The sequence below is a fragment of the Turicibacter sp. genome (genome assembly GCF_017941855.1).
In the GTDB taxonomy this organism is placed as follows: Bacteria; Bacillota_I; Bacilli_A; order MOL361; family Turicibacteraceae; genus Turicibacter; species Turicibacter sanguinis.
The window spans coordinates 34,617-58,402 of sequence record NZ_JAGAVR010000125.1; the positions used below are offsets into that span (position 1 = coordinate 34,617).

22 protein-coding genes and 2 other RNA genes are annotated in these 23,786 nt (G+C 32.9%); 4 read left to right on the top strand and 20 right to left on the bottom strand.

Annotation, left to right across the window (positions count from 1 at the left end):
• The first annotated feature begins 59 nt into the window (after positions 1-59).
• Positions 60-344: a hypothetical protein gene (locus J6D32_RS13850; RefSeq protein ID WP_006784528.1), complete on the top strand. Its 285-nt coding sequence runs from the start codon at positions 60-62 to the stop codon at positions 342-344.
• 51 nt (positions 345-395) lie between these two features.
• On the opposite strand, the gene J6D32_RS13855 is transcribed toward J6D32_RS13850, so the two are convergent.
• The 17 genes from J6D32_RS13855 to J6D32_RS13935 all read right to left on the bottom strand — a co-directional run bounded on the left by J6D32_RS13855 (position 396) and on the right by J6D32_RS13935 (position 15,067).
• Positions 396-590 (bottom strand): hypothetical protein, encoded by a 195-nt coding sequence (locus tag J6D32_RS13855; RefSeq protein ID WP_006784527.1) that lies wholly within the window; start codon positions 588-590, stop codon positions 396-398.
• Positions 591-604: 14 nt separating this feature from the next.
• The gene (locus tag J6D32_RS13860) at positions 605-829 is read right to left on the bottom strand and encodes a hypothetical protein (protein ID WP_006784526.1); all 225 of its coding nucleotides are present in this window, start codon (positions 827-829) and stop codon (positions 605-607) included.
• A gap of 108 nt (positions 830-937) precedes the next feature.
• Positions 938-1,651, bottom strand: a complete 714-nt coding sequence (locus tag J6D32_RS13865) for a lysophospholipid acyltransferase family protein (RefSeq protein WP_006784525.1) — start codon at positions 1,649-1,651, stop codon at positions 938-940.
• The gene (locus tag J6D32_RS13870; RefSeq protein WP_006784524.1) at positions 1,645-2,130 is read right to left on the bottom strand and encodes a dihydrofolate reductase; all 486 of its coding nucleotides are present in this window, start codon (positions 2,128-2,130) and stop codon (positions 1,645-1,647) included. The genes J6D32_RS13865 and J6D32_RS13870 overlap by 7 nt, the downstream gene beginning before the upstream one ends.
• Before the next feature lie 16 nt (positions 2,131-2,146).
• Positions 2,147-2,941 (bottom strand): thymidylate synthase, encoded by a 795-nt coding sequence (locus J6D32_RS13875; protein WP_006784523.1) that lies wholly within the window; start codon positions 2,939-2,941, stop codon positions 2,147-2,149.
• 47 nt (positions 2,942-2,988) lie between these two features.
• Positions 2,989-3,771, bottom strand: coding sequence for a class I SAM-dependent methyltransferase (locus J6D32_RS13880; protein ID WP_006784522.1), 783 nt, complete (start codon positions 3,769-3,771; stop codon positions 2,989-2,991).
• 14 nt (positions 3,772-3,785) lie between these two features.
• On the bottom strand, positions 3,786-5,111 hold the full coding sequence (locus tag J6D32_RS13885) for an MFS transporter (RefSeq protein ID WP_006784521.1): 1,326 nt from the start codon (positions 5,109-5,111) through the stop codon (positions 3,786-3,788).
• A gap of 227 nt (positions 5,112-5,338) precedes the next feature.
• Positions 5,339-5,728 carry a single-stranded DNA-binding protein gene (ssb, locus tag J6D32_RS13890; protein ID WP_006784520.1) on the bottom strand — a complete coding sequence of 130 codons (390 nt, stop codon included), beginning with the start codon at positions 5,726-5,728 and terminating at the stop codon, positions 5,339-5,341.
• A gap of 433 nt (positions 5,729-6,161) precedes the next feature.
• Positions 6,162-7,448 carry an EF-P 5-aminopentanol modification-associated protein YfmH gene (gene yfmH / locus J6D32_RS13895; RefSeq protein WP_006784519.1) on the bottom strand — a complete coding sequence of 429 codons (1,287 nt, stop codon included), beginning with the start codon at positions 7,446-7,448 and terminating at the stop codon, positions 6,162-6,164.
• Positions 7,448-8,722 carry an EF-P 5-aminopentanol modification-associated protein YfmF gene (yfmF, locus tag J6D32_RS13900; RefSeq protein ID WP_006784518.1) on the bottom strand — a complete coding sequence of 425 codons (1,275 nt, stop codon included), beginning with the start codon at positions 8,720-8,722 and terminating at the stop codon, positions 7,448-7,450. Before yfmF ends, yfmH begins: the two co-directional genes overlap by 1 nt.
• Positions 8,723-8,872: 150 nt before the next feature.
• Positions 8,873-9,601 (bottom strand): CAP domain-containing protein, encoded by a 729-nt coding sequence (locus tag J6D32_RS13905; protein WP_006784517.1) that lies wholly within the window; start codon positions 9,599-9,601, stop codon positions 8,873-8,875.
• Positions 9,602-9,725: 124 nt separating this feature from the next.
• Positions 9,726-10,436, bottom strand: coding sequence for a purine-nucleoside phosphorylase (gene deoD / locus J6D32_RS13910; RefSeq protein ID WP_009606972.1), 711 nt, complete (start codon positions 10,434-10,436; stop codon positions 9,726-9,728).
• Between the two features lie 22 nt (positions 10,437-10,458).
• Positions 10,459-11,121: a deoxyribose-phosphate aldolase gene (gene deoC, locus J6D32_RS13915; RefSeq protein WP_006784515.1), complete on the bottom strand. Its 663-nt coding sequence runs from the start codon at positions 11,119-11,121 to the stop codon at positions 10,459-10,461.
• A 240-nt stretch (positions 11,122-11,361) separates the two neighbouring features.
• Positions 11,362-12,450: an AI-2E family transporter gene (locus J6D32_RS13920; protein ID WP_006784514.1), complete on the bottom strand. Its 1,089-nt coding sequence runs from the start codon at positions 12,448-12,450 to the stop codon at positions 11,362-11,364.
• Between the two features lie 126 nt (positions 12,451-12,576).
• The gene (locus tag J6D32_RS13925; protein ID WP_147633364.1) at positions 12,577-13,656 is read right to left on the bottom strand and encodes an RnfABCDGE type electron transport complex subunit D; all 1,080 of its coding nucleotides are present in this window, start codon (positions 13,654-13,656) and stop codon (positions 12,577-12,579) included.
• 114 nt (positions 13,657-13,770) lie between these two features.
• Positions 13,771-14,280: a peptide-methionine (S)-S-oxide reductase MsrA gene (msrA, locus tag J6D32_RS13930; protein ID WP_006784512.1), complete on the bottom strand. Its 510-nt coding sequence runs from the start codon at positions 14,278-14,280 to the stop codon at positions 13,771-13,773.
• Between the two features lie 19 nt (positions 14,281-14,299).
• Positions 14,300-15,067 carry a tRNA threonylcarbamoyladenosine dehydratase gene (locus tag J6D32_RS13935; RefSeq protein ID WP_009606971.1) on the bottom strand — a complete coding sequence of 256 codons (768 nt, stop codon included), beginning with the start codon at positions 15,065-15,067 and terminating at the stop codon, positions 14,300-14,302.
• 345 nt (positions 15,068-15,412) lie between these two features.
• On the opposite strand from J6D32_RS13935, the gene ssrS (J6D32_RS13940) reads away from it, so the two are divergent.
• Both ssrS (J6D32_RS13940) and ssrS (J6D32_RS13945) read left to right on the top strand, forming a co-directional pair.
• Positions 15,413-15,599: non-coding RNA, 6S RNA (ssrS, locus tag J6D32_RS13940), on the top strand.
• A gap of 308 nt (positions 15,600-15,907) precedes the next feature.
• Positions 15,908-16,097, top strand: a non-coding RNA gene (gene ssrS, locus J6D32_RS13945) — 6S RNA.
• 73 nt (positions 16,098-16,170) lie between these two features.
• Here the strand turns inward: ssrS (J6D32_RS13945) and J6D32_RS13950 are convergent.
• From J6D32_RS13950 to J6D32_RS13960, 3 genes are all read right to left on the bottom strand, one after another.
• Entirely contained in the window at positions 16,171-18,045 is a 1,875-nt protein-coding gene (locus J6D32_RS13950; protein WP_006785678.1) for a hypothetical protein, read from the bottom strand.
• Positions 18,036-19,130, bottom strand: a complete 1,095-nt coding sequence (locus tag J6D32_RS13955; protein WP_006785677.1) for a bifunctional glycosyltransferase family 2/GtrA family protein — start codon at positions 19,128-19,130, stop codon at positions 18,036-18,038. The genes J6D32_RS13950 and J6D32_RS13955 overlap by 10 nt, the downstream gene beginning before the upstream one ends.
• A 325-nt stretch (positions 19,131-19,455) precedes the next feature.
• Positions 19,456-21,318 carry an LTA synthase family protein gene (locus J6D32_RS13960; protein ID WP_006785676.1) on the bottom strand — a complete coding sequence of 621 codons (1,863 nt, stop codon included), beginning with the start codon at positions 21,316-21,318 and terminating at the stop codon, positions 19,456-19,458.
• A gap of 184 nt (positions 21,319-21,502) precedes the next feature.
• Here J6D32_RS13960 and J6D32_RS13965 point away from each other — a divergent pair, with 184 nt between their 5' ends.
• On the top strand, positions 21,503-23,770 hold the full coding sequence (locus J6D32_RS13965) for a YfhO family protein (RefSeq protein ID WP_055163581.1): 2,268 nt from the start codon (positions 21,503-21,505) through the stop codon (positions 23,768-23,770).
• Positions 23,771-23,786 lie beyond the last annotated feature (16 nt).

The window sequence follows — 23,786 nt, forward strand, 5'->3', positions numbered from 1 at the left end:
TACTTCTATTAGGTAATGGAAAAATATAATTATAACCTTGACTAAATGAGGTGAAAATGATGTTCCGTCAACATAAAATCTTATGCGAAAATAAAGAGGTTATTGTCTATCTCTTCTTGTATGATCAGGAAATAGACCTTGAAACAATGAAGAATATTTTTTCCCAAATGTCTACTATGACATTAGAATCACGAATTTTAGACTACTTTTCCCAACATAACATAAAATTTTTCGGGAATCATATTCGCATTGTCTATCATGCAACCATTGTCAAAGATTTTGTTTTAAATCAAAAATATCATCATAAAAAACAGGCTGACAACGTCGTTAATTTATATCGTTAACGACAAAACAAAAGAGTGATATCTAATTATAATAGATATCACTTTTTTGTTTTAATAATTTTTATTTTTATTTTTTTCATCATCTTCTATAGGGGAAGTCAGTTCATTTAAAGATAAATCAAATTCATTTCCGAACTCAAAAAAACCAAACAGACTTTGATGAAGGCAACGATTCATTTCATTTTGCCAGGCATGATTAAAAGCTGAATGAGACTCAGTATGAGAGACATGGCGTTCTTTTTTCAAAATAATCAACTCCTTTATCTTAAAACAGTTGTTAAAATAACTAATAACATTAAGACAATAAGATAAGTAAGAACGGCTTTTGCAAAATTTCGTTTATTTGTATTCACTCGTTTACTAAAACTATAATAAATAAAAGAAACGAGATTCACGATAGGAATCATAGCGAGCAAAAGTAAAAAAATCCATTCTTCTATTTTAATGACAGGTTCTAATTCAATTTCTTGATGTGTCTTTTCCATTAACTCCGCCCTTTCTATTGAATGTATTACTTATTTTTAGAATTCAAAAATTTTTTATACTTATTTTTAGCACAAAAAAAGAACAGTCTCCTTAAGAGACTGTTCTTTCTATAATGCTTTTTTGATAATTGTTTCAACTTGCTCACAAATGTCGTTCGTTGACAATTCTGAATAAGCTTCATAAGGAATTGCATCGTGAATTTTCATTTTAACAACCGTTTTTCTTGGCCAACGCTTCGCTACTTCATAACTATTAAAGATAGTGACTGGAATAATATCCGCTTTAGCTTTTTGGGCTAATTTAAAGCTTCCAGCTTTGAATGAACCCATTTTTGCGTCTACCATACGAGTTCCTTCGGGGAAAATAACCATTAAATGACCTTCTTTAACTGTTTTAGCGGCATTTGAGATAACCTTAACAGATTGTCGCACATCATTTCGATCCATAAATTGACATTGAATTAAACGCATGCTATCACTTAATAAAAAAATATGATCTAATTCCTTTTTAGCAACGTATCCATGCGGACGTTTAATCGCTTTCAACATGGCCACAATATCGATATTACTTTGATGATTTGCATAAATAACACCGTGTTCAACTTCATCTAACTTTTCAAGACCATCCACTTCTACTCGAACATTAAATACTAATGGAATAGCCCATGAAACAACCCAACTGATAAATGAAAACTTCTCAACTGAAGAATACTTTTCGTCTTTTAGCTGTTGAACACGGAAATTTACACCTAAAACCGTGATAATGATGATTAATAGTAATAATCCTATAACTCCCAATCCCCAAAATAAAATAGTTAACAAGTCTTACTCACCCTTTCGTAAACATTAAATCTAAGCTCCTGAACCTTTTTTTCCTTTATACAACGCCACTCATCCCAATTAATTTCAGGGAAATAAGTATCACCTTCAAAGGTAGCATCAATATGCGTAATATATAAACGATCTGCTATTGGTAATGTCTGTTCATAAATTGAACGACCCCCAATGACAAATAATTCTTTAGAATTTTGATAGTTTGCTAAGATTTTATTTAAATTATCTGTAATCGTGACTTGTTCATGATTATAACTCATTTGCTTCGTTAACACAATATGGTGACGATTCGGTAATGGTTTATTTTGATAAGACAAAATCGACTCAAACGTATGACGCCCCATTAAAATATCATGTCCTGTTGTTGTTTCTTTAAAATATTTTAAATCTTCTTTATAATGCCACGGTAATTGATTATTAACACCGATTAATTGATTTTGATCAAAAGCTACAATAAGTGAAATCATCTTCTATTCCCCTTTTTTAAACTGCTACAACCCCTTTTAATAATGGATGAGGATCATAACCTTCTAATGTAAAATCTTCATATTTAAAATCAAAAATTGATTTAACGTCTTGATTTAACTTCATGGTTGGAAGAGGGCGAATATCACGTCCTAATTGAATTTTAACTTGTTCTAAATGATTTTGATAAATATGCGCATCTCCAAGAGTATGAACAAACTCTCCAACTTCTAAACCTGTCACTTGTGCAATCATCATCGTTAATAAAGCATATGATGCAATATTAAATGGTACACCTAAGAAAATATCAGCAGAACGTTGATATAACATACATGATAATTTTCCATCATTTACATAAAATTGAAATAATAAATGACATGGGGGTAAGGCCATTTGATCAAGTTCTCCAACATTCCAGGCATTCACAATTAAGCGACGTGAATTTGGATTTGTTTTAATTTGTTCTACTACTTCAGCTAACTGATCAATAACTGTTCCATTAGCTCCTTCCCAACGACGCCATTGTTTTCCATAAACAGGTCCTAAATTTCCTTCTTCATCTGCCCACTCATTCCAAATTCGTACCCCATTTTCTTGTAAATACTTAACGTTTGTATCTCCACTAATAAACCATAGTAATTCATGAATAATTGATTTCAAGTGAACTTTTTTAGTTGTTAATAACGGAAATCCTTCTGCCAAATCAAAACGCATCTGATATCCAAAGGTACTAATCGTTCCTGTTCCTGTTCGATCACCTTTTGTTGTCCCATTCTCTAATACATGATTTAATAAATCTAAGTATTGTTTCATTTATTTCACTCCTAAACTATATGATTACCTTACTTATTATTACAACTTTAAACTTTATCAATGACACCATAGAAAAAATGCCGTTTTTGATTTTCCCTTCTAATATCAAATCCTAATTCTTTTATTGACAGATTCCCGTAGTTCGATTTAACAACGACTCGTTTCTTAGCGACACGTAATGCTTCTTTAACATGTTCATTTGTCATAACATCATAAGATACAATCGGTTTGATTACTTTAATCCCATGAGAAGACTCAACGGAAGTATCAAACATGAAATCAAAGTATACCACATCAAACGAGTTACTGCGACAATTTTTTAAATATTCTAAATTATCTTCATTCCTAATCTGAATTCGATTAATTAATGAAGACCACTCTGGTTTTTCATGCTGAACATAGTAACTTAATCCTTCTTTAACAATGACGGAAAGAGGGAAACTTTTTTCTAATGACACCACTTCTCCCGTCTGACCAACAACATAGTTAGCGACCAATGTATCAGAGGCTAACCCTAAATTACAATCTAAAAATGTCATGCCTGATTCTAACTGACATGCTGTGATTAAACTGTCTTTTTGTCCCCTTTCGAGCTGCTTAATTCGATGCATAGCCATATTAGGATGAAAGAAAACTTCCTCTTGGCCTTTTTTGTAATAACTTAATCCACGTTGATTATTAACAACAAATATATCAGAGTCTACATGTTCTAATAAATATTTGACAGTCTTTTTATGACGTGAATAAAACGGAATATTTAATTTTTTTGATAAAGTTGAAGCTTGTGAAACAAGAGCCTCTGTTTCATCAAAAGCTGTTGTAATAATCATACGACTCACCTTTTCTAAATATTTTTTGATTTCGTGTTGAATAAAATCATGTCATCGACTTGTTTTTCCGTGAGGTCATAATATCGCCACATGATAATAATAGCAATAACGGCGCCGAAAATAGGATATAAAACATACATGTTCCAAATACCATTTAAAGTCTGTGGGGTTTGTATCACACCAGCTTCATATCCCACACGCTCTAATACAAATCCACTAATCGCCCCAGCAACAGCAGCCGATAACTTAGCTGTAAAAGTTTGTAAAGAAAAACTAATGCCTTCTGCTCGTTCATTTGTTGTATACGTTCCATACTCAATACAATCTACGGTAAATAATCCAATCATAAAAGTTGGGACTTGTGCAATTCCTTTTATTGTCGTAAAAAGGTGAACCCATACAATGTTTGAATAGCCAATCAAATAAAAAACCAATGAAGAGAGAATAGCAACGATAAATGCCATAATAAAAATTTTCTTTTTACCGTATCGTTTAATCAGTGGAGGTAAAACAAAGGGAACCAATAACATAGGGATCATGTTCGCAATGGTTAAAGTTGAAATATAAGATTCATTTCCTAAATTATAAATTGCAAAATAATTAATCGAGACTGTTGAGGTATTCGTTAAACTCGCCATAATAATAGCACCATAGAAAATGAGTAAATATTTATTATTCAAGACAAAGCTAAAGATTTTCTTAAGACTTAACACCTCTTTTTGCTGATAAACATAACGTTCTCTCCCTAGATATCTTAAAGGTAACATAGACAGGAGGGCGAGAGTGGCTAATAATAAAACAGTTCCAGTCCAAGCGATTTTAGAGAGGAGGGTCATAAAAAATAACGAGATAATGACGGATCCTAATCCTGCTCCAATACGACCTATGGAAATAAGGGTCACACGTTCATTTGAATTATGAGTCATGACTGTTGCTAATGCAAAAATGGGAACGTCACTAATGGTATAAATAATGCCCCAAATAAGATACGTGATATAAGCATAAATCAAACTATTGATCCCACCACCTCCTACTTTAATAAAAAGGATAACAGTGGTTAAAGGCATTAAAAAAATCACTAATTTAATCCATGGGATAAATTTTCCACCCTCTAAATTAGTTTTATCTACTATAATTCCCATAATGGGATCATTGACCGCATCAAAAATTCTAGCAATTAAAAACATCGTTCCAACGGCCCCCGCCGTAATCCCAACCACATCGGTATAAAATAGCATTAAAAACTGATAAACTAAAAAATAAATCAGATTTTGTCCCATAAAATAGCCGCCATATGCTAATCGCTCTAACCGATTTGTCACAAATTGTTCTCTAGCCATGCATCATCCTCCATTATAAATTAAACCCAAAATAACAATGATGAAGTGATACCATACAAGCTCACTAACTATCTATTTATTTTGACAGATTCCCTTAATAAGTTCAAGTATTCGATTCAATATTAACGTGTCCATTTTGAAGTTAGACATTCGTCTTCACCTATCAAAATAAAAAAGTTTTAGCCCTCTTTTATCTTAACAAAAGGAGGGTTAAAACTTTTCTCTTATTAAAGAAGCACTTCAATGAGATCCTGATCTTCAGTCGACAATTCTTTTAATTCTTGACGTTCTATTGGTTTAGTTTGAATAAACGAAACTTTTTCTGCAACGACTTCAACAACTCTCAATGATTTATAATTAGGCACCTCATACGTTTTATGAACTAATCTTGCTTTCACCCCAATGATGGCTCCTTTTCCACAGTATTCAACTACACTTTTAGCAATTCCCTCCCATAGGGTTATATTGATAAAATCTGTTTCATACTCACCACTCAAAGCATTTTTAAAAGAACGAGTGACAGCTAGTGTAATCGTTGAGACTTTCTTTCCATCAATTGTTTGTGATAACTCAGGTTGACGGACCACACGTCCGACTAATACAACATTGTTTAACATAATTTTTCACTCCAAAGTTTTAAAATTGTGCGCACTAATTTAATATACGATGACTTTTCTTCTTTTCCTTTTTTTATTTTTTTTAATTTTTAAAAATCAGAAAACGTATTCACCTTTTTTTAGATATAAGAACACAGAATGAACACAAAATTTTGTCGAATTTTGATATAATTTTTTTTGTATTCATGAACATCCCCCCCCGTTCATGTAATACATTCCTTTCATTATTGTTTTTCATTCCATTTTTAATTTTTTACATCCCCTCATCAAACAAACGTATTGGGTTTTTGACTTAGCTAACTTTTTTATGCTAAGTACCAATGCAACCTTATACTATTCCCCTCTCAAGGAGAACTGGTGCCCCCCACCAGTTCTCCTTTTTTTATCTTATAAAATAAAAAGAAACAGGAATTTCATCCTGTTTCTTTTTATTTTATTTTTTAGGAAGTAACTTAAACGTACTAAAACGATCGGCTACAAAATAATCTTTTGCTACCTGTTGTAAATCCTCAATCGTTAATTTTTCTAAAATATCTAGAATCGTAAATAAATGAACACCATTAAAAGCATATTGTGTGAATTGGTTCGCAATAAATTCCACAGAATTTAAAGCGCTTAAAAAGCGGCCTACTTTTTTATTTTTGATCCGATTAAATTCATCTTCATTAAATGCCATGGTTGAAATACTCTCTAATTTTTCTCTTAAACTCGATGCTAATTCATCGGGATATCGAGTGTCTCCTCCAACAATAGAAAAACCAAAGGCCGATTCAAAGTTTGTTTCATAAGAGAATGTATCATTAATATAACCCTTGTCTAACATTTCTTCATAATAAGCAGAACTACTACCAAATATCAAATCAAAAATAATATCAACAGCTATTTCATTCTTTAATAAAACTTCACCTTGACGATCTTTTGTCACATCTTTAATTCCTAAAAAGACTTTTGGAGTCGTGACTTCCATTTCTAGGACGCTTTCTTTTGTCACAGCATAATCAGGCTCTTCTGGATATTGGCGTGGAATCTCATCTGCTTTCACATATTCTTTAGCAGCTTGATTTTGACGCACTAACGTCATGATTTCTTCTGGATTAAAATCACCAATAACAAAGAGTAACATGTTCGAAGGATGATAAAAGGTATGATAACATTCATATAATAAATCCGCTGTAATCGGTTGGATAGAATCAACGGTTCCGGCGATATCAATCTTTACTGGGTGATCTTTGAATAGATTATTAATGATTCCATAATAAGCTCTAAAATCAGGGTTATCGTCATACATTTTTATTTCTTGTGCAATAATGCCTTTTTCTTTTTCAACCGTTTCTTCTGTAAAATAAGGAGTTTGAACAAAGTCAATTAATGTCGTTAAATTCTCTGATAATTCACTTGTACAAGAAAATAAATAACACGTTCTCGTAAATGAAGTAAAAGCATTTGACGAGGCACTATGTGCAGAGAATTTTTCAAAAACATCATAGTCTTGTTTTTCAAATAATTTATGTTCGAGGAAATGAGCAATTCCATCTGGAACACGTTTCATTTCTGATTGCCCAATCGGAACAAACTCATTATCAATTGAACCATATTTCGTAGTAAAGGTTGCAAAAGATTTATTAAAGCCTGGTTTGGGTAATAAATAAACTTTTAACCCATTTTCTAATTCTTCAAAATATAACTTTTCTTGTAATTGAGGGAACTCTTTAAATTCCATTATTCTGTCACCTCTTTCCCAGTTAAGAAGAAGATGGCATCTTCTTCGATTTTACTTGCAACACGCTTGATATCATCCACAGTAACAGCATTCACTTGATCAATCCACTCTTCAACGGTTAAAGGTTGGTCTAAAAGAGCATTTAAATTTTCGTGAGCCATCATCCCTGACGCTTGATCTAAAGATTCTAACTTAGAGTTAATTAATGATTTTTTAGCTAAATCCATTTCTTTATCTGTAAAATTACCATCAACCATATCCTTTAATTGTTGGCCGATAATCTCTAATGCTTTTTGATAATTTTGTGCTTCAATTCCTGAATAAACATACATTAAACCTTTATAGTTATCTAAACGAGAGGCACAGTAGTAACATAAAGAAGCTTTTTCTCGTACATTCATAAATAATTTTGAATGAGCATATCCTCCAAACATCCCATTAAACACTAATAATGGTAGATAGTCATCTTCTCCAATTCGGGTATGAGTTCGATAACCAATATTTAGTTTTCCTTGAGAGATATCTTGCTCTTCTTTCACCACTTCAATCTTTTTAATTTCTTTATCTTCGTGGTCAATTATTTGAGCATTTGTTGACTGAACATTGAATTGTAAATGTTGTTTAAAAGATTCATACACGGCTTGATGATCAATATCACCGACAACCATAATCGTTATTTGATCTTCTGTCAGCATTTTTTGATAAGTTTCTACTAAATCTTTTGCGTTAATTTTTTCTAAATCCTCGACATACCCGATAGAGGTAATGCTAAAACTTTCATCCTTACACATAATTTCAACGAGTTTTTGAAGGGAATAAGAAACTTTATCATCATAAATCGATTCAATATATTCCTTTAATAAACGTTTTTCAACTTCTACCACTTGATCTTTAAAGGCTCCGTCAACAAAACAAGGATGTAAAATGACCTCTTTTAATAAATCAATTCCTTGTTCGAGCAAATCTTCTGAATGACTTAAAAATTTTTCATTTGCTAATGAAAGGTAAAACTTAATATTATGTGTTTTTCCACGTTTTTCAACTGTCGCTGATAAAGAACCACCATATAAGGTTTCTAAATACGTATTTAATTCCTTTTTTGAAGGATATTTTTTCGTTGCAGAACGCATTACATATGGAAGTAACGAACGCTTCGTTACACTATCACGTTCAATCTCCGATTGAAACGAAACTGAAATAAGATTCGTTTTAAATTTATCACTTTTTATCGTTGTTAACTTATATCCTAAGTCATCAAATTGACGAACTTCCATAAATTCACCACCTCTAATTTATTAAATTAAGAATTACCTTAATTTCTTGCACATTAATTATAGGGTATTTTGAACATTAAATCAAAAAAATTCCATTTATTTTTATTAACGGTCTAAATCCCTATTAACAGTTTATTCAATAATCATCATTTAATCCGTGAAATGTTGTGTCACATAATAAGTCCTAATCCCCTCTTCATCTACAACATAAACCCCTACTCCAATTTGATGAAATTCATCATTCACCATATTAGCATAATGATTAGGAGAAGATTTCCATGCATCAAAAATAACTTGTGCTGTTGTTAATGGACTTTGAGAACGATAAATATTTTCACCACTAATATGCACTGCTATTTGAAATTGCTCTTGAAGCTGTGAAAAAGTTAGATGGCCATTATGATCAAAATATTGATACTCATACATATCTTTTGATTTAGCTCTTGCTGTGTCGGTTAACTCCTTACTTTTACTCAATGATTCAATTCCTAAACTTACACGCGTATCATTGACTAAGTCAATAATCTGTTGTTCCATACTTTCAACGAATTCCCCTGAAGCTGGTCTGACTTGGCTACTCTCCTCTTCTGAAGTAGAAAGAGGACTCTCATTTTTGGGTGACTCATTCCCTGTCTGCTGATTTTCACTATCTGTCTTTTCAACGGATTCATCTATTGAGGGCTTAGGAACCTCAGCTTCTTTAGGCGGTGCTACATCTTGATGAACTTCATTAAATTTTGGAATATCCTCTTTTTTTACTAACGTAATTGAAATGTCTTTAGGTAATAATAAGGCGACCGCCTCCTGCTGACATTGACATCCTGCCATCAAACAAAGTAAACCAATGATGAATAAAAATAGTTTTTTATTTTTAATCAACCCCGTCACTTCCTTTTTTTATCCATTATTACTTATTTAATATCAGTTAGAAAACTTATTTTATACCTCTTTTTATTAAAATAAAAAGAACAATCCTATTCTTTCGGATTGTTCTTTTACTTAATTACGCTAATTCTAACGCAATTTCCATCATTTTTGTAAATGTATTTTGACGTTCTTCAGCCGTTGTTACTTCATGAGTTACTAATGAGTCAGACACCGTTAAAATACATAATGCATTCACGCCTGCGTAAGCTGCATTCATATATAAAGCGGCTGCTTCCATTTCAACACCCATAACTCCCATTTTAGCCCATTTTTTCCATGAATCTGCGTCTGCATCATAGAAAATATCAGAAGATAAAATATTTCCGACTTTAACATCAATTTCTTTTTCAGCTGCTACTTTGACCGCTTTACTTAATAATTCATAAGAAGCGATTGGAGCATAAGTCCCTGGTAAATTATATTGAGATGCATAGTTAGAATTTGTACAAGCACCCATTCCGATAATGACATCACGGATTTTTACATCTTCTTGAAGAGAACCACAAGAACCGATACGAATTAAATTTTTCACGCCGTAAAAATGAATTAATTCGTAAGAGTAAATCCCAATAGATGGGATTCCCATTCCTGATCCCATAACTGAGATTTTTTTCCCTTTATAAGTTCCAGTATATCCAAACATATTACGAACTGTATTAAATTGCACAACATCTTCTAAGAAATTGTCTGCAATATATTTTGCACGTAATGGATCTCCTGGTAATAAGACTGTTTCTGCGATAATTCCTTGTTCTGTACAACCAATGTGTGGTGTTGGAATTGCCATTTTATTCACTCCTCTTAAATCACTAATATGCTGTTGTATTTTCTTTTCCTTGAACTAATGAAACACCACCAGATGTTCCAATACGGTTTGCTCCGGCTTCAACCATCACTTTCATATCCTCAGCGGTACGGACACCTCCTGAAGCTTTAACCCCAACTGATTCTCCTACTGTTTGACGCATTAAAGCAACGTCAGCTGCTGTGGCTCCACCTGTTGAGAATCCAGTTGATGTTTTAACAAAATGAGCTCCTGCTTTAACAGCCATTTCACAAGCTTTTACTTTTTCTTCATCTGTTAATAAGCATGTTTCGATAATAACTTTTACTAAGACACCGTTTGCAGCCTCTACAACCGCCTTAATATCTTCATACACTAATTCCCAATTTTGATCTTTTGCAGCCCCTACATTGATAACCATATCAATTTCAGATGCCCCGTTTTCAATTGCTAATTTTGTTTCGTATGCTTTTACTTCTTTGAATGTTGCTCCTAATGGAAATCCAATCACTGTACAAACTTTAACGTCTGTTCCTTTTAACTCATTAGCACAAGTTGCGACCCAAGTTGGATTCACACATACTGAAGCAAAATTGAATTGTTTTGCCTCTTCACATAATGTTAAAATTTGAGCTTTCGTTGTTTCAGGTTTTAAAATCGTGTGATCAATATACTTATTCACTTCCATTGAAATCCTCCTCGAGACAGATTAAATCCTAATGATTTATTTGCCTTTATTAGTATATCTGAAGTTATGAATGTTATATCAGTAATTCATTAGGAACATTCTAAAAAATCAGAATTTAAGTGTTTTCAGTGAAGAAATTATCCAGATTCTTCAACTAACTCACCCTCAATTCTACCAAAAAATGACCACTTTTAAAATCTTTTTATTAGTATTTTGTCGAATTAAGCAGACTTTTTTATCTCAATCCAAGTGTTTTTCCTTAATTGAATATAAATAACGTGAAAAAGTCCGGATCATTAAAAAGACAGGAAGTGCAAAAAATACACCTTGAAAGCCCATAATAGTCGCAGCAACCACCATAATCATCATAATTAATAAAGGATGCATATCAAGGTTGCGACCAATAATGAAAGGCTGTAAAAAATTCGCTTCTATACACTGTAAAATGGCTAAAATAATAATTACAATAATCACTTTATTCCAAGAAATTGATAACGCAAAGACGACAACCGGAATAGCCCCAATAAATGGCCCAATAAACGGAATAAAGTCCGTTAAGCCAATTAAAACGCCAAATAATAAAGCATAATCAATTCCTGCAATCATCAACAGAATGGTTGCAATAATTGACAACGTCACCATAATTAAAAAGACCCCACGAATATATGAACCCAAGGATTCATCTAACAACCCAGCGATTGAGACTGCATGATGTCGAAATCGCCTTGGTACAATTTTTAATAACCCGTGCATCATTTTCTCAAAGTCTTTTAAAAAATAAAATAACGCAATTGGAACAATAATGATATTAACTAATGAGCCAATAATTGAAAAAATCATATTGAAGGTCCATCCTGTAATTTCACGCATATGAGTCGTCAAGGTGCTCATCCAGCTACTATAATCTCCTAAAAAATACTGACTGACATTAAGATTAAACTTCTGATCAAAAATCATAATTTGTGTTTGAATAGCCTCTAAATAAGTAGGCAAATTCATGACTAAATCATGTAACTCTCTTAAAATTGTTGGCAAAAACCATGAAATGACACCGTATAAACTTCCAAAAATAAAAAGATAAAATAAAAAAACGGATAAAACCCTTGGAAGCCGAAGTCGATCAATGCAAAGAATGAGAGGATGAATAACATAGGCTAATAAAAAGGCAATTAAAAATGGAAATAAACTCGACCAAATATCTGAAAGAATATTTCCCCAAATAGGAGAAGTTTGAACAAATAAAAAAACAATGCTTAATAACATTAAGACCACTAATGTATACATCCCAAATTTTATAATTTTTGCATATTTTGAAAAAAATTCTTCCATGTCTCTCACCTCGTTAAGTTCAGCTAGTCGTATCATAAAATTATTCTATGTCTTTATATTATAGGTGTCTAAGTTTTGATTATGCCTCTCCTTTTTATTTTTAAAAAAATAAAAACAGGCTATAGCTTAAGCTATAACCTGTTTTTGATTTTTAAAGCCCTTCATCTTTACTATTTGATGACTTAATAAAAATTGACTGACTCCTAAGATAAACTGGCTAAGTCCTAATGCAAGATAAGGACCAAAAACAAAATGGACGTAATACGATAAGAAAAATGTCAAGAGCGAGGTAAAAGCAATATATGAATATTTAACATACGGGCGACTTGCAAGATTTTCACACCGTGCGATTAAGAAAATCGGACAAATCAAAAGTCCCCCATTTAACATAAATAATAATAAAATCCAATACTCAAAATGAGCCATTTGCATAAATAAAGCACCTAACAAAGTATAAGTCCCAATATAAAGAACAAACACCTTATAATCTAGAATTTGACGCTTCATCAAAAATAGCGCACAAATGATAAGGGGAAGAATTAAAGTTCCCGCTAACGATCCTTCAAATAATCCTGCTAAAACAGTTTGAAGGGAATGAAACTTTAAAATAAATTCATCATAAGTTAAGGTAAGCGGTCCGTTAACAGCACTCATAAAAGGTGAACTAAACATCGGTGGGGTTTGTAAAATTCCTAAATTTTGATTAATGGAGATGCTTCCCCATACCCCAACTAAATAACCAATTAATACAGGGTGTACGAGATATAAATTTCCTTTCGGTTTAATCATTGAAGAGACTAAAATTATTAAAAGACTTGCCATACAAAAAGCGGTAACCGGGGCGTCTAAGGATAACATTAAAATCAATATCATAACAAATAATAATGAGGGACGTTCAATTAAGCTCTTTACGCCTTGTTTTAATGTCAAAAGACGATGATTCGATAAAGAAGCTAAACTATAGTCTACCACCGTTGCAAATCCTAAAATAACCATTAATTTAGTCAAATGAATTTTAAAAATTTCAATGGCAATGGTTGATCCTAAATGACCAATGGTTGAATAATAACCATATTCAACAAATAATCCCATCAAAATGAGTAAGCTAGCAACTAAATAAAGAATTTTAATTTGTTTTTTTTCATTAATAGTTAATCTTAAAGGATGGTTTAATCGTCGCTTAATGGCTAATTTAATCTTTTTCATGTCGTTTCTCCTCAATCTTAAAAAGTAATTCTATTCTATCATGAGATAAATCATTTTGGGATAGCTATCTTTCTAAATATTCAAAAAAAAATTAGCAAAGCGCTAATTTTTTCCTTATTTATACTCATCTTTTAAGTCTTCTTCTGAAATTTGATATAAGTTAACATGACAATATCCCATTGGATTTTTGGTCAAATAGTCTTGATGATAACGCTCTGCCTGATAAAAGGGGCTCTCTTTTTTTACTTCTACCACAATAGGAGATGCATAATTAGGTTGTATCTTTTGAATAAATCTTTCTATAACCGGACGCAAAGCTTCATCGTCATAATAAATTCCTGTTCGATATTGAACGCCAACGTCCCCCCCTTGTTTATTCAATGAAGTGGGATCAATAATTTTAAATAAATGCTCAAGAAGTCGCTCTAATGAAATAACTTGCTCATCATAATAAATTTCACAGGCTTCCACATGATTCGTATTTTGGGCACAAACTTCTTCATAAGTTGGATTCATCGTGAAACCATCTGTATACCCGACACGTGTGGATAAAACACCTTTTAATCGCTTAAAATAAGCTTCGACTCCCCAAAAACAGCCCCCCGCTAAAATGATTTTCTTCATTATTATTTTCCCCCTTTGCTTAAGCTTGATCCCCTTTACGCTTAACTTTAATTGATTTGGTTAACTCATTGATGACATAACTAGCTGCGATTAATCCCGCTACACTTGGAACAAAGGCATTCGAAGCAGGTGGTAATTGTTGTTTACGAACTTCACTATCTTCTTTTCCAACAATTTTAAGAGTATCCTCTCGTCCAATAATTGGTCGCTCTGTCGAATAAATAACTGGAATTTTACCACTTACTTTTTCTTTTTTTAATTTAGTACGAATCACTTTAGCCACTGGATCATAAGACGTCTTCTGCAAGTCTGTGATTTCAAATTTAGTTGGATCTAATTTATTAGCGGCTCCCATTGAAGAAATAAATTTAATATTTCGTTTTAAACATTCTTTAATTAAATGAATTTTATAGCTAATTGTATCTGAAGCATCTACAATAAAATCAATGTGATGATCAAATAATAAGGAAGCCGTTTCTTCTGTATAAAACATATGCATTTGAATCACCTTACATGCTGGATTAATTTCCGCAATACGCTCAGCCATCACCTCAACTTTTTTACGTCCTACCGTCTTATGAGTCGCATGAATTTGACGATTTACATTCGTGATATCTACCACATCTTTATCAATTAAAATTAACGTTCCCACACCTGTACGTGCTAATGCCTCCACGGCAAACGAACCGACACCACCAATTCCGAGCACGGCAACCGTACTATTTTTTAAGATTTCTGTTCCTTCAGGTCCATAAACTAATTCATTTCTAGAAAATTGATGTAACATCTCGTCTTGCTCCTTACTCTTTCTAATTATTTAACTGCTTTGATTATACCGTTATTCTCTCTAAATTACCACGATGACTCACTTTTTTTAGGCTATTTTTTAAAATTTAGTATGAAATCTAAAATACTGGCTATAATAATAGTGTCAAATGAAATGTCATTCGGCAGTAAGTATTTGTTGGTGATTAATATACCTCATTTCCTCGGATTTTAGTTGGTATCCAACATCAAGTTACTGTCACGTAGATGATGTAGTTTAGTTGTTTTATGATGAGTGACCTCTTTCATTTGATAGATGCATATGATTTCATTTTCGTCAGTAGATGTAAAAAATAATATGCGTCTAAATCCCCTGAATTGTGCGTATGGTGATTAGTTGTGAAATCCGAACATTTCTGATAAGGGAATCCGGAGTTCTGATATTGTGTTGAATGCCTAACCATTTTGTTAGGAATCCTAATATATCAGACAGGATACCCACCTGCTCTCGAGCGGGTTTATTATCCTAACACTTACGGCAATTTGGGTTATTTAAGATGACACGGATAGCAATATCCGTGTTTTTTTATTTTATCTCAATTTATTTATTGCACTTTATCGCTTAACATGATAAAATCTAATTCCAAACTGAACCGTCAGATGATTTTTCATTTAAAATAATACACTTCTTATACCACATTTTAAACTCTATCTAGTCCATAAGGACCCTAACCCTTCAGATTAAGATAGATTTTGCCTTGACGGTCACTTTGGGCTAAAAACAAAAAGAATTTAGTTTAGATATAAATGAGATGAGTTAAATTGACCTTGCAATCTATCCAATATCATGTTAAAATTTACTCATCTTCTGAGATATGCGTAAGGTGATTAGTTCTTTAAATCCGAACATTTCTGATTAGGGAATCCGATTCGCTAGTGTGGTGTTGAATGCCTAGCTTTTATCACCTAGGACTCCTAAAACACTAGATACGATGCCCACCTGCTATTTTAGCGGGTTTATATCCTAACACCTACGGTATTTTGGATAAACACGAATCAATATGATTCGTGTTTTTTTTATTTATATAAATAAAAAGGATGCGGTGTGAGAACCTCATCCTTTTTTTATGGCATTAAAACATTTTCTAAACGTACCGTTCCATTTTCCTTGATCACACGATATAACGTATCGTTCATTAAATCAATCCCTGATTCAAATAAACTTCCATAAGTATTAATAAATTTTTCATCAATGCGATGTAAATAAACATAATCATACTCATTTAACCTCGATGCCCATTCCGAAACGGATAAATTACAAGTGTATAAATCAGTATCTGAATAAGGGTCACCTAAACTATACTCATATGTATTAATGTGAATTGGCGTTAAAATATAACGTGATGTTAAATGACCATGACGATTATTTTGCGTAATAAGGTAAACACGGTCAGTAGGATTAACCACCTCTAATAGTTTTTCCATTTCATAATAATCCCATCTTGTTTCAACACTTTGATCAATATAATAAGGGGCTAAAATGGTACTATTTAATAGTGGTTTAATATTGATGAAAATTAAGCAAAAGACGACACAAGCTAATGGTAAATAAGGCTTAAACTTCTTTGACTCATCAGAATCAACACTCAACAACATATATACTAAGAAGATAAAGAATCCCGTTAAATAGGTTCCTAAATAGCGAGCGAGTGAGGCAAGACCTGTTGCTTCCCCTTCTGAATACGTAAATAAATAGACTGATAAGAGTGAAGCTGCAAAAATGAGGCATCCCATAAAGATTAAACGAATGGCCCATTTTATTCTAATTTGATATTTTTTGTTTGTTAAATAAACTAAACTTGCACCTAATAAGGCAAAAATAAATAAACACCCTATAAAGTTAATATCAATCATAAAGCCAGTGATTTTATCAGTAAATAAGGCATTAAAGAAATTAATCATCGTTTGTTTACGATACACAGGTTGATCATCGGCATAAAGATTTAATACTTTTTGTAAGGTTACACCAGGTTCTCCCCAGTAACTCCCTGTTTGACAAATCTTTAAGTACCAACTCCATGAGTACTTCGCAAATAAAATAGTGATTAAAGGCAAAATAAGCATCACTTTATTCACATAACGATTTTGCTTCATAAACGATTTAACCTCTAGGCGATTTAAAATTAAATCTGGCAGAATAATAACAAGTGAAATGGCAGCTAAACCAAATCCCGTTTCTTTAGTTAAGATGAGTGTAGCGAAAGCTAAGCTTAAATTCAATAAATTAAATTTAGACATGGGCTGACTAAAGTAACTATATAAGATATATCCAAAAATCACACCTAGTGTAGCATCAACATAAATCGTATGATAGAACTCATAATAAAAAGCGAGTGGAACCACAAGTACCGTAAAAGCTAACATTAAAAATTTCTTTGGTTCTTTCCAAGTGGTAAACTTTAAAATAGGAATCAATAACGCGATATTAAAAACATTGATGGCCCGATATAAATTTCCTTCAATAAATACCCCAGATAGTTTTTGTAAGAAATATTGGAATAAGGCAATCGCCGGTGGATAAGATTTAAACGTTGTCGTAGCAATGGATTGATTTCCAAGAACATCAAGTGCAAACATATTCTTTACCGTTAATCCCCAATGTGAAAACTCATCCCATTGTGTTAATAAACGACCCCGATGAGCCCACCAAATAAACCCAAAGAATAGTACAAAAAATAGTAAACCTGGTGTTAGAGAACGCATGAAAAACTCTTTTTTATCTTTCCAAACAAAATAAAGACTGAATCCAATCGCTAAAATAGTCAATCCGATCACCGCATAATATCCAACCTTTAATGAACCCAAAATTGAGCAAACATACATTAATAACGTCATGGATAAGACCGTTATCGGTAACACTTCTTCAAAACGCTTTTTAAAGAAGCCGCTATAACTAACTGTAATAGCTAATAAAATGAATAGAAATAAAACTAAATACATATGCGTTTATTTCCTCCTTCATTTTCCACTTCACGCTTAAAGACCCATTCACGTTGGATTTGGAAGCTTAATAAGAATAATAAGACATCCACGATTAATTTTAAACCAACTTCATTCATTTCAGACACTTTAAATAAATAAGTCACCCCAACACCAGAAATCAACATTTGAATGATGCATAAACAATAGTACTTGATAGCAGTTGAAATAGAATTTTCTTTTAAATTAAACACGGTATTTTTATTAACCATGAAATTCGCAACAGACGAAACGATACGTGCTAATACCGTTGCAATCATAATATAATTAAGTCCTGACATGCCTTTTAAAATCGAGATGAATAAGGTAAAAAATGAAATATCAATAATAAAAGAGGCAAATGAAGATAAGATAAATTTTAAAAATACCGAATATATTTTTAATGAATCAACTAACGGATTAAAATGAGAAGACTTATTCTCTTCTAAATAAATCGTTTGAATCGGAACCTCTGTAATACGAACTTGATTTTGTTTTGAATCAATTAACATATTCATTTCAAACTCAAAACGTTCACCCGACACATTCATCAATGTTTTTAAGTAGTTACGAGGGATAGCACGTAATCCTGTTTGTGTATCGGTCACTTTGACCCCACATAAAAATTTAAAAACATGACGTGTCATAATATTTCCAAAGCGACTTCTAAACGGAATATTGGCTGCATCAAAGTCACGACACCCCATAATTAAATCTGTCGGATGCTCCATCAAAGTATTTGAACATTTGATAATGTCCTCAAGACTATGCTGACCATCGGCATCTACGGTTACAACCCCAACGAGATTTGGAAACGTATTTAAAATATAATTAAATGCCGTTTTTAAAGCACGCCCTTTTCCTAAATTGACATGATGTCGTAACACATGACAATGATACACGTTTTTTGCTTCTTCAAAATACGAATCAAATGTTTCAACACTTCCATCATTCACAACTATAATATGTTCAAATTCATTTGACCTTAAATTTTTAATAAGATTTAGCATTTTCTCATCCGGATTTAAACACGGAATAAGGATCGCTACCTGATTAAATGGCTTCACTAATAAATCCCCTTTTCTGCTCCTAATTTTATTTTAAGTCCTCTTATATAAGAACCGATAAGTTTTGTGGATTTCAAAACCTTTAGTGGTTCTATAGTTATACCTTAGTATCACAACGGCTTAAATACTAAGACTGCTTCTATAAAACTATAGATGACATTTCGGTTTATATACGGACTAAAAGTTATACTCAACGTCTTGTCGATAATTGTACTTCTTGCCTTTTAATTATAAAATATTCCGTAATAGATGGAAACATTTTTTCATAAAAATCCTTCTTTAGGAATTATTTTACAACAAAAGGGAGCTAAGGCTCCCTTTTAATTTACTGTGCGAAATAATCATCTTTTAAGATTTCTTGTCCAATTTCAAACATTTCAAGAACTTTATTATTCATCGAATTAATATAAGCCTCTGTTCCAATTTCATCGTAAGACTCCGTATAGCCAGACCAAATATTATTTCTTGCATGTTCTGTGATCCATCCATAGTTTGAGAAGACAACTAATGACTCATCATCAGAGAATGCATCAACACCAAAGGCATGATAGTAATCATAATTTAAATTAAATAAATTAGCCACGGTTGGTGCAACATCAAATGAACTCATAAGCTTGCTGACTGTCTGAGGTTCCATGCCTGGCGTCCACATAATAAGTGGGACTTTATGAAGTTCCTGCCAATTCCACGCATTCGTATCATCATATGCCCAAATTTTATCATGATGGATTGGGTAAGGATAATGATCACCAAAGATGATAATCACAGTATCCTCTAATTCTCCTGCCTCTTCTAATCGATTAATTAAATACGCCATCGATTCATCAAATGCATTTTGTGCCGCATAATAATAAACAATTTCTTCATCTGCGCCTTCTTTGACAAACGGACGCACATAGTCATAATTAGCTGCAAGCTCTGTTCGTTGAGTCGTATAAGGCGTATGACCATTCGTTGTTAATATGTAACTAAAGAATTTCTCTTGTTGCAAGAAAATATCAGCAGAAGCTTTCATTAAATCTGTATCACTTGGCCAATTGACCATGTACTCCCACTCGTCTAAAAACGCTAGCCCAAGTGCTTTTTGATCATAGAATGTTTCATACCCAAGAGCGCGATGATAATTAAAGCGATTATAGAAATCTCCTGTATTGGAGTGGAATGATTGTGCTGTATATCCCGCCTCTTTAAACCGATTCGCTAGCGTATTTGGGAAGGTATTATTCGCAAAATCATACGAGGTTGTTCCATAAGACATCGATGGAACTAATGACGTGTTCACCACGAACTCGGAATCACTTGTTGAGGCTTTATACGTTGGAGAATAGTAATTATCAAAATACAGTCCCTCTTGAATCATTTTATATAACGTCGGCGTCATATTTTCATCAATCGCTAAATTCGACAAACTTTCAGCCAAAACAAATACTACATTTTTACCTTCAAATAATCCTGTCATCTCATTTTCAACATGTTCATGGTTCATTTCTTCAAAATAGGCATCGATTTGTTCATAATCTGCCGCAATCTTAAACTTTTTCGAAATAAATCGTTGCGTGGTAATGCTCACATCTTGCTTCGTATAAGCAAATAGACCAAATCGTTCCATTGCACGTTCTTTATCAAATAAAGATTCATACAAATAGTTATCGTCTTTAAATTTATCTGATACTGAATCGGTTGTCTCAAATGTTATTTTGGTCACCCAGTTTAATCCAAATGCTATGACAAAGCAAACCACAACCGCCATATAATCAAACTTTTGACGCTTCATTTGACGTTTTAATAAAACTAAAATCAAAATAAACAACACAACCGGAATAAAGAACAAAGTATATTTCCATTCTAAAACACGGAAAATCTCTCCCTTAACCGTTCCAAGTTCTCCTAAATTAGTGGCTTGGGAAACTGAAAAAAAGGCTTTATAAAAATAATGATAAATGACTTGTCCAAGTCCAAGAATGGCAAATAAGATTGCTGTCAATCCATAATAAATTTGGCGTCCCATTCCTTTAAATAACAATCCGATAGCGGCAAAGCCACATGCATACGCTGTTGAAAATAAAATAGAACGTTTAACTAAAACATTCAATCCCGCTAAATAATGCAATAAAAGATCTACACTGACTAATGTCACAATATAAGCGAATACTATCACATAAGATTTAATCCATCCAAATTTCTTCATAAATTCCACCTCTTCGCTATTTCACCTCATATTATACCAAAATACAAAAAGCAGTCGCAAGTCGTTTTAAATTTTGACATCTTTTCATAACTTGACACAATTCGAAGAAAGGTACCAATGAAAAGCGATTTTATGATATAATAGCACAGAAAAATGATACTTATTTTGAATAAAGGGGGCTCCTATGCTTAAACGATATTTAAAAGAAGAAAAGTTTACGTTACTAAGCTTTTTGATTCTAACGCTTCTTATTTTTTCACCATATATATTACACCTTAAATCCTTCACCTTAGGATTTGACTATCAAAACCAACACCTTTATTTTTATGAGGAATTTCATCGTCTACTAAGCAGTGGAGAAGCTCCATTTTGGTCATGGAACTTATTTTTAGGAACTAATTTTATCGGTTCTAAAACCTACTACCTCCTAGGCGATCCATTTGCGTACCTAACACTTTTATTCCCCGCTTCAAAAATGATGGGAGCAGTCTTTTACATCACTCTTTTAAAACTATTTGTCGCACTCATTGGGGTAAGTGCTTTTTTGAAAGAAATGGGAATCAAATCACAAATGAGATTTATTCCATCCATCATGTACACTTTTTGTGGTTGGGGCTTTTTATTCGTTGAACATCCGATGTACCTAACATGGTTCGCTCTACTTCCCCTTATCTTTTTAGCCATTGAAAAGTATTTAAATAAAGGGCGTGTCAGTCTCGTTGTTTTCGCCTCTTTTATTTTACTCATTTCAAATTACTATTTATTCTGGTCATTATGTGTCTTCTTAGTCTTTTATTGGCCACTCAGATATTTCATGACCCATGAATTTAATATTAGAGCATTTATTCTATCCTCTTTAAAACTTGTCGCAGCCTTTATCTTAGGAGCTTGTATGACGCTCATTCTCATTTTACCAGCCGTCATTCATACAGCCCTTAATACACGATTAAATGAAGCAAGCGAAGGATTGTCTTTTTTATGGAGACCGATTAAAATCTACCTTGATATTATCATGCGTTCATTCTGTCCAAACTTTGATTCAACATGGGACAAAGCCCTTCTCTTTAACACTGATGATTACCGAACAAACCAATTAACGCTTTATTCTGGTGTTGTGACCTATCTCTTTGTCTTTTCGTACTTCTTAGATAAAACAAAGTATAAATTAAAAGAAAATTGGCTTTGGTTAAGTTTATATGGTATCTTAGGACTTCTATTAATGACACCTTATGGCGGGTCTTTGATGCATGGACTAAGTGAACCAACCTTCCGTTTTACAATCTTAATCATAATGGTCAATGTCATCATCGTTGCAAAATATTTAAATCATCGAGAATTTAAAAGACTTCCGTTAGTTTTGAGTAGTGTGATTATCATCGCACTTTTAATTGGATTAATCGTCATTGGGTCAAATAGTTATGAATATCTCCAAGAGCTTCAATTAAAAGAACTCTTCGTCATGAAAGTCACTATCGTACTTGTCATCGCCTACTTACTCATCCTTCTCTTCATCAAAAAATTCTCAATTAAAATAGCATCCATTGCGATACTTCTCATCCTAGAACTTGGGATTAGTGCCTCTATGACGCTTAATCGTTATCCTGATGGTAGCGAAGACTTCAGGCTAGGTGAAAAATATGACCAAGAAGCCTTTGATTATCTAGAAGAACTTGATTCAAGTTTGTATCGGACTTATACGCCTATCCGTGCAACGGATTACAGTATTTACCGAAACTTAAACTTACACTATGGATACAAAAGCGTTTCAACGTACGATAGCATGTACCAATTTACACTTAGCGATTTCCTTTCCCTAATTGGGGCCAATCCGACGTATTGGGGCTTCCATATTCTTGAATCAGAGACAGCTAAAATGCTTGGCGTTAAATATTATGTCATCTCACACGATGAACAAGATTTAATTGACAACTTGGATGAGCTAACACTACTAAAAACATTCGAACATGAATCCGTTTATTTGTATAACGACTACTTACCAATTGGGTTCACGTATTCAAACTATTTAAAACAATCGGATGCTTTAGCTATGTCACCATCTGAGATTGATTTTGTTAACACCTTAGTCCTTGAAGACGATGACTTTGAATCACTTTCACTTAAAAAGCAAAGTGATAAGCGTGACCTATTTGAACAAACCACATACTCGCAAAATAGGATTGATGGAACGATTACCATCACGTCTCCTGCTTACCTTTACTTCTCGATTCCATACGATAAAGGGTGGAACTTATCCGTAAACGGTGTAAAAACAAACTTTGATAAAGTACAAGGTGGATTTATTGGACTTCCTCTTGAAACAGGTCATTATAACATCACCTTAACCTATACACCACCAGGTTTTAAACTAGGAGCTATCCTAACAACCATCAGTACGCTAGGATTTATCACAATCCTAATCATAGAATTCAAAAAAAATGAACTCGGAAATTAATTCCCGAGTTCATTTT

Bases quoted from the DNA above. Each gene is read 5' to 3' on its own strand.
- J6D32_RS13850 (WP_006784528.1), top strand. From the start codon at position 60: ATGTTCCGTCAACATAAAATCTTATGCGAAAATAAAGAGGTTATTGTC.
- J6D32_RS13860 (WP_006784526.1), bottom strand. From the start codon at position 829: ATGGAAAAGACACATCAAGAAATTGAATTAGAACCTGTCATTAAAATA.
- J6D32_RS13870 (WP_006784524.1), bottom strand. From the start codon at position 2,130: ATGATTTCACTTATTGTAGCTTTTGATCAAAATCAATTAATCGGTGTT.
- J6D32_RS13875 (WP_006784523.1), bottom strand. From the start codon at position 2,941: ATGAAACAATACTTAGATTTATTAAATCATGTATTAGAGAATGGGACA.
- J6D32_RS13880 (WP_006784522.1), bottom strand. From the start codon at position 3,771: ATGATTATTACAACAGCTTTTGATGAAACAGAGGCTCTTGTTTCACAA.
- J6D32_RS13885 (WP_006784521.1), bottom strand. From the start codon at position 5,111: ATGGCTAGAGAACAATTTGTGACAAATCGGTTAGAGCGATTAGCATAT.
- ssb (WP_006784520.1), bottom strand. From the start codon at position 5,728: ATGTTAAACAATGTTGTATTAGTCGGACGTGTGGTCCGTCAACCTGAG.
- yfmH (WP_006784519.1), bottom strand. From the start codon at position 7,448: ATGGAATTTAAAGAGTTCCCTCAATTACAAGAAAAGTTATATTTTGAA.
- yfmF (WP_006784518.1), bottom strand. From the start codon at position 8,722: ATGGAAGTTCGTCAATTTGATGACTTAGGATATAAGTTAACAACGATA.
- deoD (WP_009606972.1), bottom strand. From the start codon at position 10,436: ATGGCAATTCCAACACCACACATTGGTTGTACAGAACAAGGAATTATC.
- deoC (WP_006784515.1), bottom strand. From the start codon at position 11,121: ATGGAAGTGAATAAGTATATTGATCACACGATTTTAAAACCTGAAACA.
- J6D32_RS13920 (WP_006784514.1), bottom strand. From the start codon at position 12,450: ATGGAAGAATTTTTTTCAAAATATGCAAAAATTATAAAATTTGGGATG.
- J6D32_RS13925 (WP_147633364.1), bottom strand. From the start codon at position 13,656: ATGAAAAAGATTAAATTAGCCATTAAGCGACGATTAAACCATCCTTTA.
- msrA (WP_006784512.1), bottom strand. From the start codon at position 14,280: ATGAAGAAAATCATTTTAGCGGGGGGCTGTTTTTGGGGAGTCGAAGCT.
- J6D32_RS13935 (WP_009606971.1), bottom strand. From the start codon at position 15,067: ATGTTACATCAATTTTCTAGAAATGAATTAGTTTATGGACCTGAAGGA.
- J6D32_RS13950 (WP_006785678.1), bottom strand. From the start codon at position 18,045: ATGTATTTAGTTTTATTTCTATTCATTTTATTAGCTATTACAGTTAGT.
- J6D32_RS13960 (WP_006785676.1), bottom strand. From the start codon at position 21,318: ATGAAGAAATTTGGATGGATTAAATCTTATGTGATAGTATTCGCTTAT.
- J6D32_RS13965 (WP_055163581.1), top strand. From the start codon at position 21,503: ATGCTTAAACGATATTTAAAAGAAGAAAAGTTTACGTTACTAAGCTTT.